Origin of the sequence: Neorhizobium galegae (genome assembly GCF_017877055.1) — a bacterium.
Taxonomy (GTDB): Bacteria; Pseudomonadota; Alphaproteobacteria; order Rhizobiales; family Rhizobiaceae; genus Neorhizobium; species Neorhizobium galegae_D.
On sequence record NZ_JAGIPG010000005.1, the window covers coordinates 301555 to 315923 of the forward strand.

At 61.9% G+C, this 14369-nt stretch carries 13 protein-coding genes and 1 tRNA gene; 8 read left to right on the forward strand and 6 right to left on the reverse strand.

The window, feature by feature from the left end:
- Positions 1-59: 59 nt before the first annotated feature.
- Positions 60-323, reverse strand: a complete 264-nt coding sequence (locus tag J2857_RS27740; RefSeq protein WP_007759184.1) for a glycine zipper domain-containing protein — start codon at positions 321-323, stop codon at positions 60-62.
- A gap of 314 nt (positions 324-637) precedes the next feature.
- Between J2857_RS27740 and J2857_RS27745 the strand changes: the two genes are divergently transcribed.
- The 4 genes from J2857_RS27745 (at position 638) to hemA (ending at position 5840) form a co-directional block, all read left to right on the forward strand.
- On the forward strand, positions 638-1126 hold the full coding sequence (locus J2857_RS27745) for a (2Fe-2S)-binding protein (protein ID WP_210013291.1): 489 nt from the start codon (positions 638-640) through the stop codon (positions 1124-1126).
- Between the two features lie 120 nt (positions 1127-1246).
- Entirely contained in the window at positions 1247-3592 is a 2346-nt protein-coding gene (locus J2857_RS27750) for a xanthine dehydrogenase family protein molybdopterin-binding subunit (protein ID WP_210013292.1), read from the forward strand.
- Between the two features lie 11 nt (positions 3593-3603).
- The gene (locus J2857_RS27755; protein ID WP_210013293.1) at positions 3604-4401 is read left to right on the forward strand and encodes an FAD binding domain-containing protein; all 798 of its coding nucleotides are present in this window, start codon (positions 3604-3606) and stop codon (positions 4399-4401) included.
- A 224-nt stretch (positions 4402-4625) separates the two neighbouring features.
- A complete protein-coding gene (gene hemA / locus J2857_RS27760; protein ID WP_210013294.1) occupies positions 4626-5840 on the forward strand; it encodes a 5-aminolevulinate synthase in 1215 nt (404 codons plus the stop codon).
- Positions 5841-5874: 34 nt separating this feature from the next.
- On the opposite strand, the gene dxr is transcribed toward hemA, so the two are convergent.
- A complete protein-coding gene (gene dxr, locus J2857_RS27765; RefSeq protein WP_210013295.1) occupies positions 5875-7062 on the reverse strand; it encodes a 1-deoxy-D-xylulose-5-phosphate reductoisomerase in 1188 nt (395 codons plus the stop codon).
- A gap of 130 nt (positions 7063-7192) precedes the next feature.
- Here dxr and J2857_RS27770 point away from each other — a divergent pair, with 130 nt between their 5' ends.
- Both J2857_RS27770 and J2857_RS27775 read left to right on the forward strand, forming a co-directional pair.
- The gene (locus tag J2857_RS27770; protein WP_210013296.1) at positions 7193-8425 is read left to right on the forward strand and encodes an FAD-dependent oxidoreductase; all 1233 of its coding nucleotides are present in this window, start codon (positions 7193-7195) and stop codon (positions 8423-8425) included.
- A gap of 42 nt (positions 8426-8467) precedes the next feature.
- Entirely contained in the window at positions 8468-9007 is a 540-nt protein-coding gene (locus J2857_RS27775; protein ID WP_210013297.1) for a DUF2937 family protein, read from the forward strand.
- A gap of 7 nt (positions 9008-9014) precedes the next feature.
- Here the strand turns inward: J2857_RS27775 and J2857_RS27780 are convergent.
- A tRNA-Arg gene (locus J2857_RS27780) sits at positions 9015-9091 on the reverse strand.
- A 54-nt stretch (positions 9092-9145) separates the two neighbouring features.
- The gene (locus J2857_RS27785; RefSeq protein ID WP_210013298.1) at positions 9146-10309 is read right to left on the reverse strand and encodes a M20 aminoacylase family protein; all 1164 of its coding nucleotides are present in this window, start codon (positions 10307-10309) and stop codon (positions 9146-9148) included.
- Positions 10310-10472: 163 nt separating this feature from the next.
- Here J2857_RS27785 and J2857_RS27790 point away from each other — a divergent pair, with 163 nt between their 5' ends.
- Together J2857_RS27790 and J2857_RS27795 are read left to right on the forward strand one after the other, a co-directional pair.
- Positions 10473-11582, forward strand: a complete 1110-nt coding sequence (locus J2857_RS27790; RefSeq protein ID WP_210013401.1) for a D-alanyl-D-alanine carboxypeptidase family protein — start codon at positions 10473-10475, stop codon at positions 11580-11582.
- Between the two features lie 13 nt (positions 11583-11595).
- On the forward strand, positions 11596-12771 hold the full coding sequence (locus tag J2857_RS27795; protein ID WP_210013299.1) for a CobW family GTP-binding protein: 1176 nt from the start codon (positions 11596-11598) through the stop codon (positions 12769-12771).
- A gap of 6 nt (positions 12772-12777) precedes the next feature.
- Here J2857_RS27795 and J2857_RS27800 read toward each other — a convergent pair whose 3' ends face one another.
- Both J2857_RS27800 and J2857_RS27805 read right to left on the reverse strand, forming a co-directional pair.
- The gene (locus J2857_RS27800) at positions 12778-13011 is read right to left on the reverse strand and encodes a sulfurtransferase TusA family protein (protein ID WP_210013300.1); all 234 of its coding nucleotides are present in this window, start codon (positions 13009-13011) and stop codon (positions 12778-12780) included.
- Positions 13008-14294, reverse strand: a complete 1287-nt coding sequence (locus J2857_RS27805) for a L,D-transpeptidase family protein (RefSeq protein WP_210013301.1) — start codon at positions 14292-14294, stop codon at positions 13008-13010. Before J2857_RS27805 ends, J2857_RS27800 begins: the two co-directional genes overlap by 4 nt.
- Positions 14295-14369: the final 75 nt, after the last annotated feature.

The window sequence follows — 14369 nt, forward strand, 5'->3', positions numbered from 1 at the left end:
AAGAAAAAGCCCCGGAGCGTGCTCCGGGGCCACAGTCTTTCCTGCAATCCACGCGTTTATCAATAACGGCGCGGGCAGCTATCGATATAGCGGCGGCCATAACGGTCGCGGTAATAGCACTGCCCCGGCTGTTCGGCGACGGAGCCGATCAAAGCGCCGGAAACGCCGCCGATCGCAGCACCCACGGCCGCGCCGCGCACGTTACCCGTCGCCAGGCCGCCGATCACGGCGCCGGATGCTGCGCCGATGCCGGCGCCCTGTTCAGTTGCCGTGCAGCTCGCAAGCGAAGCGCCGACCATCAAAAGCACCAAGGCCTTTTTCATGAAATCCTCCTGTTTGTTCTTCGTCTTGTCCGGCTGTCTTGCAGGCTCCGGACGTTTCCGCGGGCCAGTTCTGCAACAACCATCAATGGGAACAATAGGTCGCTATATGCAAGAGTCCATATGAGCTCAATATTTTAAACCAGGATTTTTGGTTTGGTTTGCCGACAGTTACTCGGCTTCGGTGGAATCGCAGGGTGGTCGCTTGTCTGATGGCCGACCAAAATATTGCCGTTTCCGTAGAAAGTAGCGGTTGATCCCCTAAGTAAAAAAGCAAATGATGGGCGCGTGTCCGGGAGGGACGCGAGGAGGACAATATGACGAAAGTGACGCTGACCGTGAACGGCCGCACGATGAGCGGCGAGTGCGAAGATCGCACCCTGCTCGTGCATTTTATCCGCGAAAAACTTGGTCTGACCGGAACGCATGTGGGCTGCGATACGACCCAGTGCGGTGCCTGCGTCATCCATATGGACGGCCATTCGGTGAAGAGCTGTTCGATCCTGGCGGTGCAGGCTTCCGGTTCGACGATCACGACGATCGAAGGTCTTGCCGGCCAGGGCGAATTGCATCCGGTCCAGGCGGCCTTCAAGGAACATCACGGCCTGCAATGCGGCTTCTGCACGCCCGGCATGGTGATGACGGCGGTCGACCTGATCAACCGCGAAGGCGGGCACCTGACCGAAGAGACAGTCCGTGCCGGGCTCGAAGGCAATATCTGTCGGTGCACCGGCTACCACAACATCGTCAAGGCGATCCTCGCCGCCGATGCCGAAATAGCCGGCAGCCGCCAGGCCGCTGAATAGGTGAGTAGTGAGTAGTCGTTAGTGAGCAGTGGTTCACGCGCCGCTTTGGTTTTGAACTCCTTACTACCGACTAATTCCTAGTCACTGCTCACTTAACCACCATCTCGGGAGGAGATGAACATGGGTGTTGAAGGAATCGGTGCACGCGTTACGCGCAAGGAAGACAAACGCTTTCTGACCGGCAAGGGCCGCTACACGGACGACATGACCGTTCCGGGCATGAAGTATGCCTGTTTCGTGCGCAGCCCCTATGCGCATGCGAAAATCAGCAATATCGATGCGACCGCGGCGAAAGCCATGCCGGGCGTCATCGACGTGCTCGACGGCAAGCAGCTTCAGGCGGACGGCATCGGCAATCTCATCTGCGGCTGGATGATCCATTCCAAGGACGGGTCGCCGATGAGGATGGGTGCCTGGCATCCGCTCGCGGTCGATACCGTTCGTTATGTGGGCGACGCGATCGCCATCGTTGTCGCCGACTCCTCAGGCGAGGCGCGCGATGCTGCGGAAGCCGTGGTCATCGATTACGAACAGCTTCCGGTCGTGACCGAGGCCGTCGCGGCACTTGCCTCCGGCGCGCCGCAGATCCACCCGGAAGCGCCCGGCAACCTGATCTTCGACTGGCAGATCGGCGAACCTGATGCGGTGGACAAGGCGATCGCGGCGGCCGCGCATGTCACCGAAATCGAGATCCTCAACAACCGCCTTTCGCCGAACCCGATGGAGCCGCGCGCCACGCTCGGCATCTACGACACGGCGGAAGATCACTATACCTGCTATACGACCAGCCAGAACCCGCATGTGGCGCGGCTGGTGATGAGCGCCTTCTATAATGTCGCACCGGAAAACAAGCTGCGCGTCATCGCGCCGGATGTCGGCGGCGGGTTCGGTTCGAAGATCTATATCTATCCTGAAGAGATCATCTGTCTCTGGGCATCGAAGAAGACCGGCGTGCCGGTGAAATGGACCTCGGACCGCACCGAGGCGTTCCTGACCGACGCGCATGGCCGCGACCACGTCTCGAAGGTGAAGATGGCGTTTGATGCCAACAACCGGATCACGGCGCTGAAGGTCGATACGATCGCCAATCTCGGCGCCTATATGTCGCTGTTCTCCTCGGCGGTGCCGACCTATCTCTATGCGACGCTGCTGTCCGGCCAATATGCGATCCCGGCGATCCACGCCAATGTCCGCACCGTCTATACCAATACGGTGCCGGTCGATGCTTACCGCGGCGCCGGCCGCCCGGAAGCGACCTACCTGCTGGAACGCACGATGGAGACCGCGGCCCGCGAACTCGGCATCTCGCCGGCGGAGCTGCGCAAGATCAACTTCATCCGCTCCTTCCCATATCAGACGCCCGTTATCATGAACTACGATGCGGGCGATTACGAAGCTTCGCTGAATGCGGCGATGCAGGCCGCCGATTGGGCAGGTTTTGCCGCCCGGCGATCGCAATCCGAAGCCAAAGGCAAGAAGCGCGGCATCGGCATGAGCTGCTATATCGAGGCCTGCGGCATCGCGCCGTCGGCCGCGGTCGGCTCGCTCGGCGCCGGCGTGGGCCTTTGGGAATCCGCCGAAGTGCGGGTCAATGCGGTCGGCACGATCGAGGTGCTGACCGGGTCGCACAGCCATGGCCAGGGCCATGAAACGACCTTCGCGCAGCTTGTCGCCGGCCGCCTCGGCGTGCCGATCGAGAGCATCAACATCGTGCACGGCGATACCGACAAGGTGCAGATGGGCATGGGCACCTACGGATCGCGCTCAGGCGCCGTCGGCATGTCGGCGGTCGTCAAGGCGCTCGACAAGGTCGAGGCCAAGGCGAAGAAGATCGCCGCACATCTGATGGAGGCGTCCGAGGAGGATATCGTCATCGAGAACGGCGAGCTGAAGGTCGCAGGCACCGACAAGTCGGTGCCGTGGTTCCAGGTGGCGCTCGCTTCCTATACCGCCCACAACCTGCCGTCCGGCATGGAACCGGGCTTGAAGGAAACCGCCTTCTACGATCCCTCCAACTTCACCTTCCCCGCCGGCTGCTACATTGCCGAAGTGGAGATCGACCCGGATACCGGCGAGACGGATATCGTCCAGTTCGTCGCGGCCGACGATTTCGGCAATATCATCAACCCGATGATCGTCGAGGGCCAGGTGCATGGCGGCATTGCCCAGGGCATCGGCCAGGCGCTGCTCGAAAACGTCCAGTATGACGCCAACGGCCAGCTTCTGACGGCAAGCTACATGGACTATGCCATGCCGCGCGCCGACGACCTGCCGTCGTTCACGCTGTCACATCAGAACACGCCTTGCCCGGGCAATCCGCTTGGCATCAAGGGCTGCGGCGAGGCGGGTGCTATCGGCTCCCCGCCGGCGCTGATCAACGCCATCACCGATGCGATCGGCCACAATAAGCTCACCATGCCGGCGACCCCGATGAAGGTCTGGCAGGCATTGCACTCGGCTCACTGAGGAGAGAAGACATGTATGCTACCAGCTACCATCGTGCATCCTCGGTGGAAGATGCCGTCAAGCTCAAGTCGGCCAACGAGGAGGGTAGATACCTTTCCGGCGGCATGACCTTGATCGCGACTATGAAACAGCGGCTCGCCGCACCGAGCGACCTGATTGATCTTCGCCACATTCCGGCAATCCGGGGCATTCGGATCGAAGGCCGCAAGGTGACGATCGGTGCCGCCACGCCGCATGCGGACGTGGCCGCTTCGCGCGAGCTTGCCGCCATCTGTCCGGCGATCTGCAAGCTTGCCGGCCATATCGGCGATCCGCACGTGCGTCACATGGGCACGATCGGCGGATCGATCGCCAACAACGACCCGGCGGCGGATTATCCCGCCGGCCTGCTCGGGCTCGGCGCGACCGTTGTCACCGATCGTCGTTCGATTTCGGCCGACGACTTCTTCACCGGTCTTTTCGAGACCGCGCTGGAGGAGGGCGAGATGGTGACGTCGGTCACCTTCGAGGCGCCGGAAAAGGCGGGCTACGCCAAGTTCAACAACCCGGCCTCGCGTTTTGCGATGACGGGCGTGTTCGCGGCCAAGACCGCCGGCGGCATCCGCGTTGCGGTTACCGGCGCCGGCGCATCCGGGGTCTTCCGTCATCCGGGCTTCGAACAGGCGCTGGCCTCCAACTGGTCGCCGGATGCGTTGAGCAATGTTGCGGTCGATGCCTCCAACCTGATGGCGGACATGCACGCGAACGCGGAATACCGCGCCAATCTCGTCAAGGTCATGGCGAAAAGGGCGGTTGCATCTGCCGGTTGAGGCGAATCGAGAGCACCGGTAAAAGCCCGGAAGAGCGGTGATGCCGCTCTTCTTTTTGCTGCTTGACGTGGATCAATTCTCACATTTTCGAAATCGCTTACCTTTTTATTGGAATAATTCAAAAAAAGCGGGCCTTTTGCCGCAGGTTGGTTCTATTCGCGTGGTGCGGGGTTGACGAAAAGCGCGGCTGAAACCAAAACCGAGGCAGGTTCTGGAGTGTGAGCATGGACTTCGAGGCATTTTTCAAGAGCGAACTGGACGGTCTTCACGGGGAGGGCCGTTACCGGGTGTTCGCCGATCTGGAGAGGCATCGCGGCAATTTTCCCCGCGCCACGCGCCACACTCCCGATGGCCCGAAGGAAGTGACCGTCTGGTGTTCCAACGATTATCTCGGCATGGGCCAGCACCCCGCCGTGATCGAGGCGATGAAGGAAGCCATCGATCACTGTGGCGCGGGTGCGGGAGGCACCCGGAATATTTCTGGCACCACGCATTACCACGTCATGCTCGAGCGTGAACTGGCGGATCTGCACGGCAAGGAAGCCGGCCTGATCTTCAATTCCGGTTATATGTCGAACTGGGCGACGCTCGGCACGCTCGGCCAGAAGATCCCCGGCCTGATCATTTTCTCCGATGCGCTGAACCACGCCTCGATGATCGAGGGCATCCGTTACGCCAAGTGCGAACGGGTGATCTGGAAGCACAACGATCTCAACGACCTCGAAGCCAAGCTGGCGGCCGCCGATCCGAACGCGCCGAAGCTGATCGCCTTCGAAAGCGTCTATTCGATGGATGGCGACATCTCGCCGATCAAGGAAATCTGCGATCTTGCCGACAAATACGGCGCGATGACCTATCTCGATGAAGTGCATGCGGTCGGCATGTATGGTCCGCGCGGCGGCGGCATTGCCGAACGCGAAGGCCTGATGGACCGCCTGACGGTCATCGAAGGTACGCTCGGCAAGGCTTTTGGCGTGATGGGCGGTTATATCGCCGCTTCCACCGCGCTCTGCGATTTCATCCGTTCCTTCGCCTCGGGCTTCATCTTCACGACGGCGCTGCCGCCGGCGCTGGCGGCCGGGGCGATCGCCTCGATCCGGCATCTGAAGGCAAGCCCATTCGAGCGCGTCCGCCATCAGGACCGCGTCAAGAAGCTGCGCACGATGCTCGACAGCCAAGGCATTCCGCACATGCACAACCCCAGCCATATCGTTCCGGTCATCGTCGGCGATGCGGCCAAGTGCAAGTGGATCTCGGATATCCTGCTCGACACCTGCAATGTCTATGTGCAGCCGATCAACTATCCGACCGTGCCGCGCAAGACCGAACGCCTGCGCATCACCCCGACGCCGCTGCACAGCGATGCGGATATCGAGCACCTGGTCGGTTCGCTGCACCAGCTTTGGTCGCGCTGCGCGCTGGCGCGGCATGTGGCTTGAACGATCGACAAAGATCCGGATTACGAATGGCCGCTCACGCGGCCATTTCTTTTTGCGCGACGATCTCGCCAGCGCGGCGCCGTGCTTCGGCATCCGCCGCAAACACTTCGTCCATGGTCGTCGCCGCGCCATAGCTCACCATGTCGTCCATCACCTGTTCGGCGATATCCGCCATGTTGAGAAAACCGATGCGGCCGGCGCAGAAGGCGTGGAAGGCGATCTCTTCGGCGGCGTTCATCACCGCGCCCTGCACGCCACCGCGTTCCAGAGCCGTGCGGGCCAGCCGGAGCGCCGGGAAACGCACCTCGTCTGGTGCCTCGAAATCCAGCCTTGCGAGCTTGGCGAAATCCAGCCGCTCGACATCGAGCTTCGGACGGTTCGGGTAGGCGAGCGCATAACCGATCGCGGTGCGCATGTCGGGACAGCCGAGTTGGGCCAGCACCGAGCCGTCGCGATAACCGACCATGGAATGGATGACCGATTGCGGATGTACGATCACCTCGATCTGGTCCGGCCGCAGATTGAAGAGGTGTTTCGCCTCGATCATCTCCAGCGCCTTGTTGAACATCGAGGCGCTGCCGATCGAGATTTTCAGGCCCATCGACCAGTTGGGGTGGGCGCGGGCGATATCCGCGGTGACGCCCGCCATCTGCTCGCGCGTCCAGGTGCGGAACGGGCCGCCGGAGGCGGTGAGCACGATGCGTTCGATCGCGTGGTGCTGGTCGTCTTCGAGCGACTGGAAGATGGCGCTGTGCTCGCTGTCGACCGGGATCAGTCGTCCGCCGCCTTCCGCGACTGCCCTGACGAACAGTTCGCCGGCGGAGACGAGGCATTCCTTGTTGGCGAGCGCGATATCAGCGCCGCGCTTTGCGGCAGCCAGCGTCGGCGCAAGGCCGGCGGTGCCCACGATCGCGGCCATCACCCAGTCGGAGGGGCGCGCCCCCGCTTCAATCAGCGCCTCGCGGCCGGCCGCAACTTCGATGCCGCTTCCGGCAAGAGCATCCTTCAGCGCCGCATACTGGCGGTCGTCGGCGGTAACCGCGAGCTTCGCGCCGCAAACCCTCGCCTGGTCGGCCAAAAGCGCAATATTGCTGTTGCCGGTGATTGCCACGACCTCGAAGGTCTCCCGGCCACCAAGCTGGTTCACCACATCCAAAGTATTGACGCCGATCGAGCCGGTGGAACCGAGGATGCTGATGCGGCGCTTGCCGGTGTCGGCCATGCTGTCTTCCATTTCCCAAAGCTGCCTTCGGTCTACAAGCGAAAGCCGCGGCTCACAAGAGCGGGCTTGAATTCGGCCCGCCTGCGACCAAGTGCAGCTTGCACAAAGGGTGCTCTTGGCGCGAAGTGGGATGATGAGCGAACACCGTGAACTCCAGACGACTTGCGTGATCGCCGGCGCCGGTCCGGCGGGGTTGATGCTCGGCCTTCTGCTGGCCCGGGCCGGCGTCGATGTCACGGTGGTCGAAACACACGCGGATTTCCTGCGCGATTTTCGCGGCGATACAATCCATCCTTCGACGCTGGAGGTGATGCATGAGCTCGGCCTGATCGACGAATTTTTGCAGCTGCCGCACACGCGGGCGCCAAAATTGTCCGCAGAGATGGGCGGGAAGACGATCACCATCGCGGATTTTTCGCGGCTGCCGGTCAGGAACCGCTTCATCGCCTTCATGCCGCAATGGGACTTTTTGAGTTTTCTCGCCGAAAAAGCGCGGGCCTACCCTAATTTCCGGCTGGTCATGCAGGCGAAGGTGACGGAGGTGCTGGAGGAGCAGGGGGCGATCTCCGGCCTTATCCTGAAGACTCCGGAAGGAGGGCTCACCATCCGCTCGACGCTCGTCGTCGGTGCCGACGGCCGCAATTCCGTCGTCCGCGAAAAGGCCGGGCTCGATGTGGAGAGTTTCGGCATTCCGAGCGAGGTCATCTGGATGAAGCTGTCGAAGCAGAAGGACGATCCGAACGAGGTGATGGGCCATGCCGGCCCGCGCCAGGGTTTCGTGCTGATCGATCGCGGCGACTATTGGCAATGCGGTTATGTGATCCGCCGCACCACGTTTGCGGAGATCCGCGAGAAGGGCATCGAAGCCTTCCGGCGGATGGTCGCCGATGTCTCGCCGCTGCCGGCCGAGCGGATGCAGGAAATCCGCAGTTTCGACGATACGAACCTGCTGACGGTGCGCATCGACCGGCTGAAGCAATGGTGGCGGACCGGGCTGATCTGCATCGGCGACGCCGCGCATGCCATGTCGCCGATCGGCGGCGTCGGCGTCAATCTGGCCATCCAGGACGCGGTGGCGGCCGCCAATTTCCTTGCCGCACCGTTGCGCGAGGATCGCCTCACCGATGCCGATCTCGCCGCCGTCGAAAAGCGGCGCAGTTTTCCGACCAGGGCGACGCAGAAGCTGCAGTTGATGATGAGGAGCAGCCGGCGAACGGATCAGGCGGACGATCGGAAAAGCAAAGGCCCGCCGGCCTTCATCCGGGGCATCGCCCGCTTTCCGCTGCTCGCCCATCTCGCCGGCCGGCTGATCGGCCTCGGCTTCCGCATGGAGCATGTGCGGGTCACCCCAGGCAACCTTTGACGGCTCCGCATCGTTGATCGGCAAAACAACCGAGGTTTTGCCATGCTCATGCTCGGAAGAATGCTCACGATGGCGATGGCGCTGCTTGGCGGGATCTTCTTCTCGCAGGCGCCGGAATTCGCGCAGCAATACCGCCAGCGGATCGGCGGCGCGCTCGATGAGCTGAAGATCCTGATCTCGGAATTCGACGCCCAGGCCAACCACAACGGCCTCGACCGCCAGGAGGCACTCAACATCTACTCCGCTTCGCCGCAGGCCTTCCTGCGCAACCAGGGCGATGCGATGCGGCGGACTTTTTCGCGTTACGAAATGCTCGCCGAGCAGCAGAAGGACCTCACGCTGGCGCCGCCGTTCACCAAGCCTTTTGTGGTGATGCGCAATCCCGATTCGACGACATTTGCGAATGCCTGGCGTGATTTCGTGCCGGGCGTGCCGGTGGATTTCGCCGGCCTCACCTGGGCAGCGGGCGGGCTTTTCTGCGGCTGGCTGGTTGCGGCGCTTCTGGGCGCTGCCCGTCGCGGCGTCGTGCGTTCGGTAAGGCGGCCGAAACGGATGGAGCAGACGTCGACGATTGCGAGATAAACGGGAGTGGTGATCCCAGATGGATTCGAACCATCGGCCTCAGGATTAGGAATCCTGCGCTCTATCCTGCTGAGCTATGGGACCACGTGAGGAATTCCATACAAAAGGCGAGACGTTTAGCCAAGCCTTTTGTCTCGCTCATTCGGTCAAACGCTGTTCGGCAAGCCGAACCCAATAGGAAATGCCATAGGAAATCGCCTCGTCGTCGAAATCGTAATGCGGGTTATGCAGCGCTGCGCTATCGCCGTTGCCGATGAAGATGAAGGCGCCGGGGCGGCGTTTCAGCATGAAGGCGAAATCCTCGCCGGCCATGGTCGGCTCGACATTGGTGTCGACGTTCGAGGCACCGACCACTTCTGCCGCGACGCCGATCGCGTGATCGGTTTCGAGGTCATGGTTGAAGGTAACCGGGCATTGGCGGTAATAATCGATCTCAGACGTGGCGCCATGGGCGCTGACCATGCCTTCGACGATCTGGCGGATACGGTTTTCGGCAAGATCGCGGGTCTCTTCGCTCAGCGTCCGGACCGTGCCCCAGAGCGTCGCCTGGTCGGGGATGATGTTATACGCCGTGCCGGCGTCGAAGCGCGTCACAGAAATGACGATCGAGTGGACCGGGTCGGCGTTGCGAGCGGCGATCGCTTGCAGGCTGCCGACCAGCTGCGAGCCGATGAAGATCGGGTCGATGGTCTTGTGCGGCTGTGCCGCATGGCCGCCGCGGCCCTTGATGATAATGGTGAAGCGGTCGGGCGCCGCCATGATGCCGCCCTTGCGGATGGCGAACTGGCCGAGCGGGATGCCCGGCATGTTATGCATGCCGTAGACTTCCTCGATGCCGAACCGCTCCATCATGCCGTCTTCGACCATCGCCAGCGCACCGGCGCCGCCCTCTTCGGCGGGCTGGAAGATCAGCGCCACGGTGCCGTTGAAATTGCGGGTTTCCGCGAGGTATTTCGCCGCGCCCAGCAGCATCGACGTGTGCCCGTCATGGCCGCAGGCGTGCATCTTGCCGGGGCTCTTCGAAGCCCAGGGCTTGCCGGTAATTTCGGTGAGCGGCAGGGCGTCCATGTCGGCGCGCAGCCCGATCGTGCGGCCGCCCGGGCCTTTCCCACGGATGATGCCGACGACGCCGGTGCGGCCGATGCCGGGCACGACTTCATCGACGCCGAATTCTCTCAGCTTCTGTTCCACGAAGGAGGCGGTGTTCTCGACCTCGTAAAGAATCTCGGGATTTTCATGAAGGTATCGTCGCCACTCGCTGACTTCGCCCTGGAGTTCGGCGGCTCGGTTCAAAATCGGCATACTATTCCCTGTTGTTGGCTGGTCACGCGGTTATGACAAGTCCTCCCGGCCGGAGTGTGCCTGTCATGATTGACGTAATCAATCTTCTTTGCCATTGCTTGGCCATATAGAACGCATATGCGCCACACTCGTTAAGCTGTTCGAACGAGGAACTACATTGCAGATTTTCCGCCTCCGATCCGCCTCCGCCAACCGGCTGATCTGCGCCCTCTCCGCGCTTGCCCTTGTCGCTTCCGCCGGAACCGCTGCCGCCAATCCGAAGATCGTCGTCGATGCAAAGACCGGCAAAGTGATCGCCCACGAGGAAGCCTTCGTGAAATGGTATCCGGCCTCGCTCACCAAGCTGATGACCGCCTATGTGACCTTCAAGGCGCTGAAAACCGGCAAGCTCTCGCTCGAGACGCCGGTCGTTCTGAGCAAGAGGGCGGCGGATCAGCCGGCGAGTAAGATGTATTTCACCCCCGGCACGACGATGACGATGGACAACGCGCTGAAGATGATGCTCGTCAAGTCGGCCAACGACATGGCGGTTGCGGTGGCCGAGGCCGTCGGGGGCACGCAGGAACAGTTCGTGGCGATGATGAATGCCCAGGCGAAGGCGCTCGGCATGACTTCGACCCAGTACATCAATCCGCATGGCCTGCCGGGCAAGGGGCAGTTCTCGACCGCCCGTGACCTGGCGCTGCTGACATTGAGGCTCAAGCAGGATTTCCCGGAATACCAGGGCTATTTCAAACTTGAGGGCATCGATACCGGCTCCAAGCAATATCCCAATTTCAACACCCTGATCGGCCGGTTCGACGGCGCCGACGGCATGAAGACCGGCTTCATCTGCGCTTCCGGGTTCAACCAGGTCGGTTCCGCGACACGGGACGGCCGTTCGGTGATTTCGGTGGTGCTCGGCTCGGACAGCCTGGCCGGCCGCGCCGACGATACCGCCAACCTCCTGCAGCAGGGACTGACTTCGACTGCTGCCGGGGGCGTGGGGCTCTCGGCGCTCGCACCCTATGGCGAAACGGCTGATGTCAACGACGTCAGCGCCGAGATCTGCAACCCCAAGGCTGCCAAGGTGCGCAGCGAAACGCGTGACGATGCGGGCCGCACCATCCAGCATTCGCCCTATATCCATGAAATGGCCCAGCCGCCGGTCTATACGCCCCTGACCCTGCTTTCCGGCGGCGAGGCTCCCCCGCCGCCGCCCAAGGGGACTAAGAAAACGGTTGCCGTCAATACCGTCAATGTGCCGATCCCGCAGCCGCGCCCGACATTCTGAACGAGAATAGATCATGTCTTCTGCCTCGAGCCGGATTCCGGTTTCCATCCTCACCGGGTTTCTCGGTGCTGGAAAATCGACCCTGCTGAACCGCATCCTGAAGGATCCGGGCACCAGCGATACGGCCGTGATCATCAACGAGTTCGGCGAGGTCGGGATCGACAATTTCCTGGTCGAGGCTTCCGGCGACGCGCTTTTGGAAATCGCCAATGGCTGCCTCTGCTGCACGGTGCGCGGCGAGTTGGTGGATTCGCTCGCCTCGATCATGGATGGCATCCAGACCGGCCGGTTGAGGCCGATCCGCCGCATCGTCATCGAAACGACGGGCCTTGCCGACCCGGCGCCAGTCATGCAGTCAGTGATGGGTAACCCGGTCATCGCGCAGAATTTCGAGCTCGACGGGGTCATCACCGTGGTCGATGCGGTGAACGGCGTCTCCACGCTCGACCGTCATCAGGAGGCAGTGAAGCAGGTGGCGGTGGCCGACCGGCTGATCATCTCAAAACAGTCAATGGCGGACGCTTCCCAGTTGGCGGCGCTTAAAGACCGGCTCGCAGAACTCAATCCTCGGGCGCCGATCGTCGATGGCGACAGCGAACAGGCCGGTACGGCGGCTATTCTCGTGAACGGCCTCTACGACCCGGCGACCAAGATCGCCGACGTGGACCGCTGGCTGCACGATGAGCTCGCGAATGCCACCGAAGAGCATCATCACCACGATCATGGTCACGACCACCACGATGATCATCACCATGGCCATGAGCACCACGGGCATGGCCATCACCACCATCATCATGACGTGAACCGCCATGGTGACGACATCCGCTCCTTCTCGATCATCCATGACGAGCCGATCGATCCGATGGCGATCGAGATGTTCATCGACCTTCTACGCTCCGCCCATGGCGAGAAGTTGCTCAGGATGAAGGCGATCGTGGCGCTCTCCGACAACCCGGACCGGCCGCTGGTGCTGCATGGGGTGCAAAGCGTCTTCCATCCGCCGCAGCGGCTGCCGAAATGGCCTGACGGCTCCGACCGGCGCACCCGCATGGTGCTGATCACCCAGGGGCTGGAGGAAGCCTTCGTCACGGATCTTTTCGCGGCGTTTACGGGCCAGCCGCGTGTCGACCGGCCGGATCGCGCGGCGCTGGAAGACAATCCACTCGCCGTTCCCGGTCTTCGGATGTAGGCCCGCTCAACCCTTGCGGATCAAAAAACGGTGGCCCGTCTCGGTCTTTTCCGAGCGCACCAGTTCGTGGCCTTCCTGATTGCAGAAATGCGGGATGTCGATGCCGGCCAGAGGATCGGTGGTTTCGATCGCAAGTTCCGTGCCGCTCTCCATGGCTTTCAGCCGGCGGCGCGTCTTCAGGACGGGCAGGGGACACTTCAGGCCTCTCAGATCGTAGAGGCCTGCGGTCTCAAAGCTCATTCCTGGCTCCAGAACTTCCAGAACGGCTTTTTCTTTTCTTCGCTGATCGGCGGTGCCGCATAGGCGAGCGGGTTCTGAGCCGGGATCGGAACCGTGGTGGTCGTGCCTTGTGCCGTCGTGACAGTGGGGACCGTGCCGGTGCTCTGGGCGCCCGCTGCCGGCAGGCGGTCCTGCTTCATGCGATCGGCGGCGGAACCGGCACGGAAGTTCACGGGCGCGGCGGAAGCAAGCACGGTATTGGCCGGCTTGTTCTGGGAGGCCATCCGCTTTTCCATCATCTCCTGGAACTCCGACTGGCTCAGCAGTTTGCCAGCTTCGAGCGAGGTTCCCGTCGGCGCATAGGCGATATCGCGGCCCTTGCGCTTGTCGGCGACCACGGCCTTGCGTTCGGCCTCGGTCGGCTCGTACCAGACCTTGCCGTCGAATTTTTCCAGCGCCGTCTTGTAGGCGACTTCGTAGGTCTTGTCGTAGGATGTCAGCGCCGAGGCGAGTGCCGGCGGCGTCGACATCGGCGGGCAGGCTGCTGCGGCGGCAAAGGTGCCGTTGCTATCGACCTGCTGGTTGAAGACGTACTTCTTTTCGCAGACGTTGACTTCCGGCGGGCGCTTGGTGACTTCGAAATGATCGTAGCCGGTCTTCAGCATTTTCCAGAAGTCATAATTCTGGCTGTCGCGGTGGCGCGCCATATTCTCCGCGGTCATGCGGAAGGGAAGGGCCTGGAGCTGCACGGAGGTCTGGCCGCCCTTGAAGGCGTCGCGGGCGAAGGCGTAGATTTCCAGAACCTGTTCGTCGGTCATCGAATAACAGCCGGACGATGAGCAGGCGCCGTGGATCATCAGGTTGGAGCCGGTGCGGCCGTTCGCCTGGTCGAAGCGGTTTGGAAAACCGGTATTGATGGCGAGGTAATATTTGGAATTCGGGTTCAGGTGCGCCGGCGTCAGGTTGTAGAAGCCTTCCGGAGCCTGGCGATCGCCTTCCTTGACCTTGGGGCCGAGCTTCCCGGACCAGGCGCAGATGTCGTAGCTCTTGATCACCTCGAAGCGGTTGTCGGCCCTTGCCTTCCAGACTTCCAGCTTGCCCTCTTCCTTGAGGATACGGATCATGATCGGCGATGTGCGCGGCATGTTCTTCTTCTGCATCTCGGCGAGAATGCTCGAAGGCAGCGGCTGCTCGACCTTGTTCTTGACGCTCTTCAGGTCAATGCTCGCCGAATCGAGCGTGTCGTTGCAGCCCGTAAGGGCGGTTGCCACGAGGAGAGCGAAAGCGATGTGTTTCAGGCGCATCGGTACGGACCACATAGACTTGGAACGACGAACGAATTCGGTACAGGACTTCTATGAATAAAGCGGTAATCTTTA

Bases quoted from the DNA above. Each gene is read 5' to 3' on its own strand.
- J2857_RS27740 (WP_007759184.1), bottom strand. From the start codon at position 323: ATGAAAAAGGCCTTGGTGCTTTTGATGGTCGGCGCTTCGCTTGCGAGC.
- J2857_RS27745 (WP_210013291.1), top strand. From the start codon at position 638: ATGACGAAAGTGACGCTGACCGTGAACGGCCGCACGATGAGCGGCGAG.
- J2857_RS27750 (WP_210013292.1), top strand. From the start codon at position 1,247: ATGGGTGTTGAAGGAATCGGTGCACGCGTTACGCGCAAGGAAGACAAA.
- J2857_RS27755 (WP_210013293.1), top strand. From the start codon at position 3,604: ATGTATGCTACCAGCTACCATCGTGCATCCTCGGTGGAAGATGCCGTC.
- hemA (WP_210013294.1), top strand. From the start codon at position 4,626: ATGGACTTCGAGGCATTTTTCAAGAGCGAACTGGACGGTCTTCACGGG.
- dxr (WP_210013295.1), bottom strand. From the start codon at position 7,062: ATGGCCGACACCGGCAAGCGCCGCATCAGCATCCTCGGTTCCACCGGC.
- J2857_RS27770 (WP_210013296.1), top strand. From the start codon at position 7,193: ATGATGAGCGAACACCGTGAACTCCAGACGACTTGCGTGATCGCCGGC.
- J2857_RS27775 (WP_210013297.1), top strand. From the start codon at position 8,468: ATGCTCATGCTCGGAAGAATGCTCACGATGGCGATGGCGCTGCTTGGC.
- J2857_RS27785 (WP_210013298.1), bottom strand. From the start codon at position 10,309: ATGCCGATTTTGAACCGAGCCGCCGAACTCCAGGGCGAAGTCAGCGAG.
- J2857_RS27795 (WP_210013299.1), top strand. From the start codon at position 11,596: ATGTCTTCTGCCTCGAGCCGGATTCCGGTTTCCATCCTCACCGGGTTT.
- J2857_RS27800 (WP_210013300.1), bottom strand. From the start codon at position 13,011: ATGAGCTTTGAGACCGCAGGCCTCTACGATCTGAGAGGCCTGAAGTGT.
- J2857_RS27805 (WP_210013301.1), bottom strand. From the start codon at position 14,294: ATGCGCCTGAAACACATCGCTTTCGCTCTCCTCGTGGCAACCGCCCTT.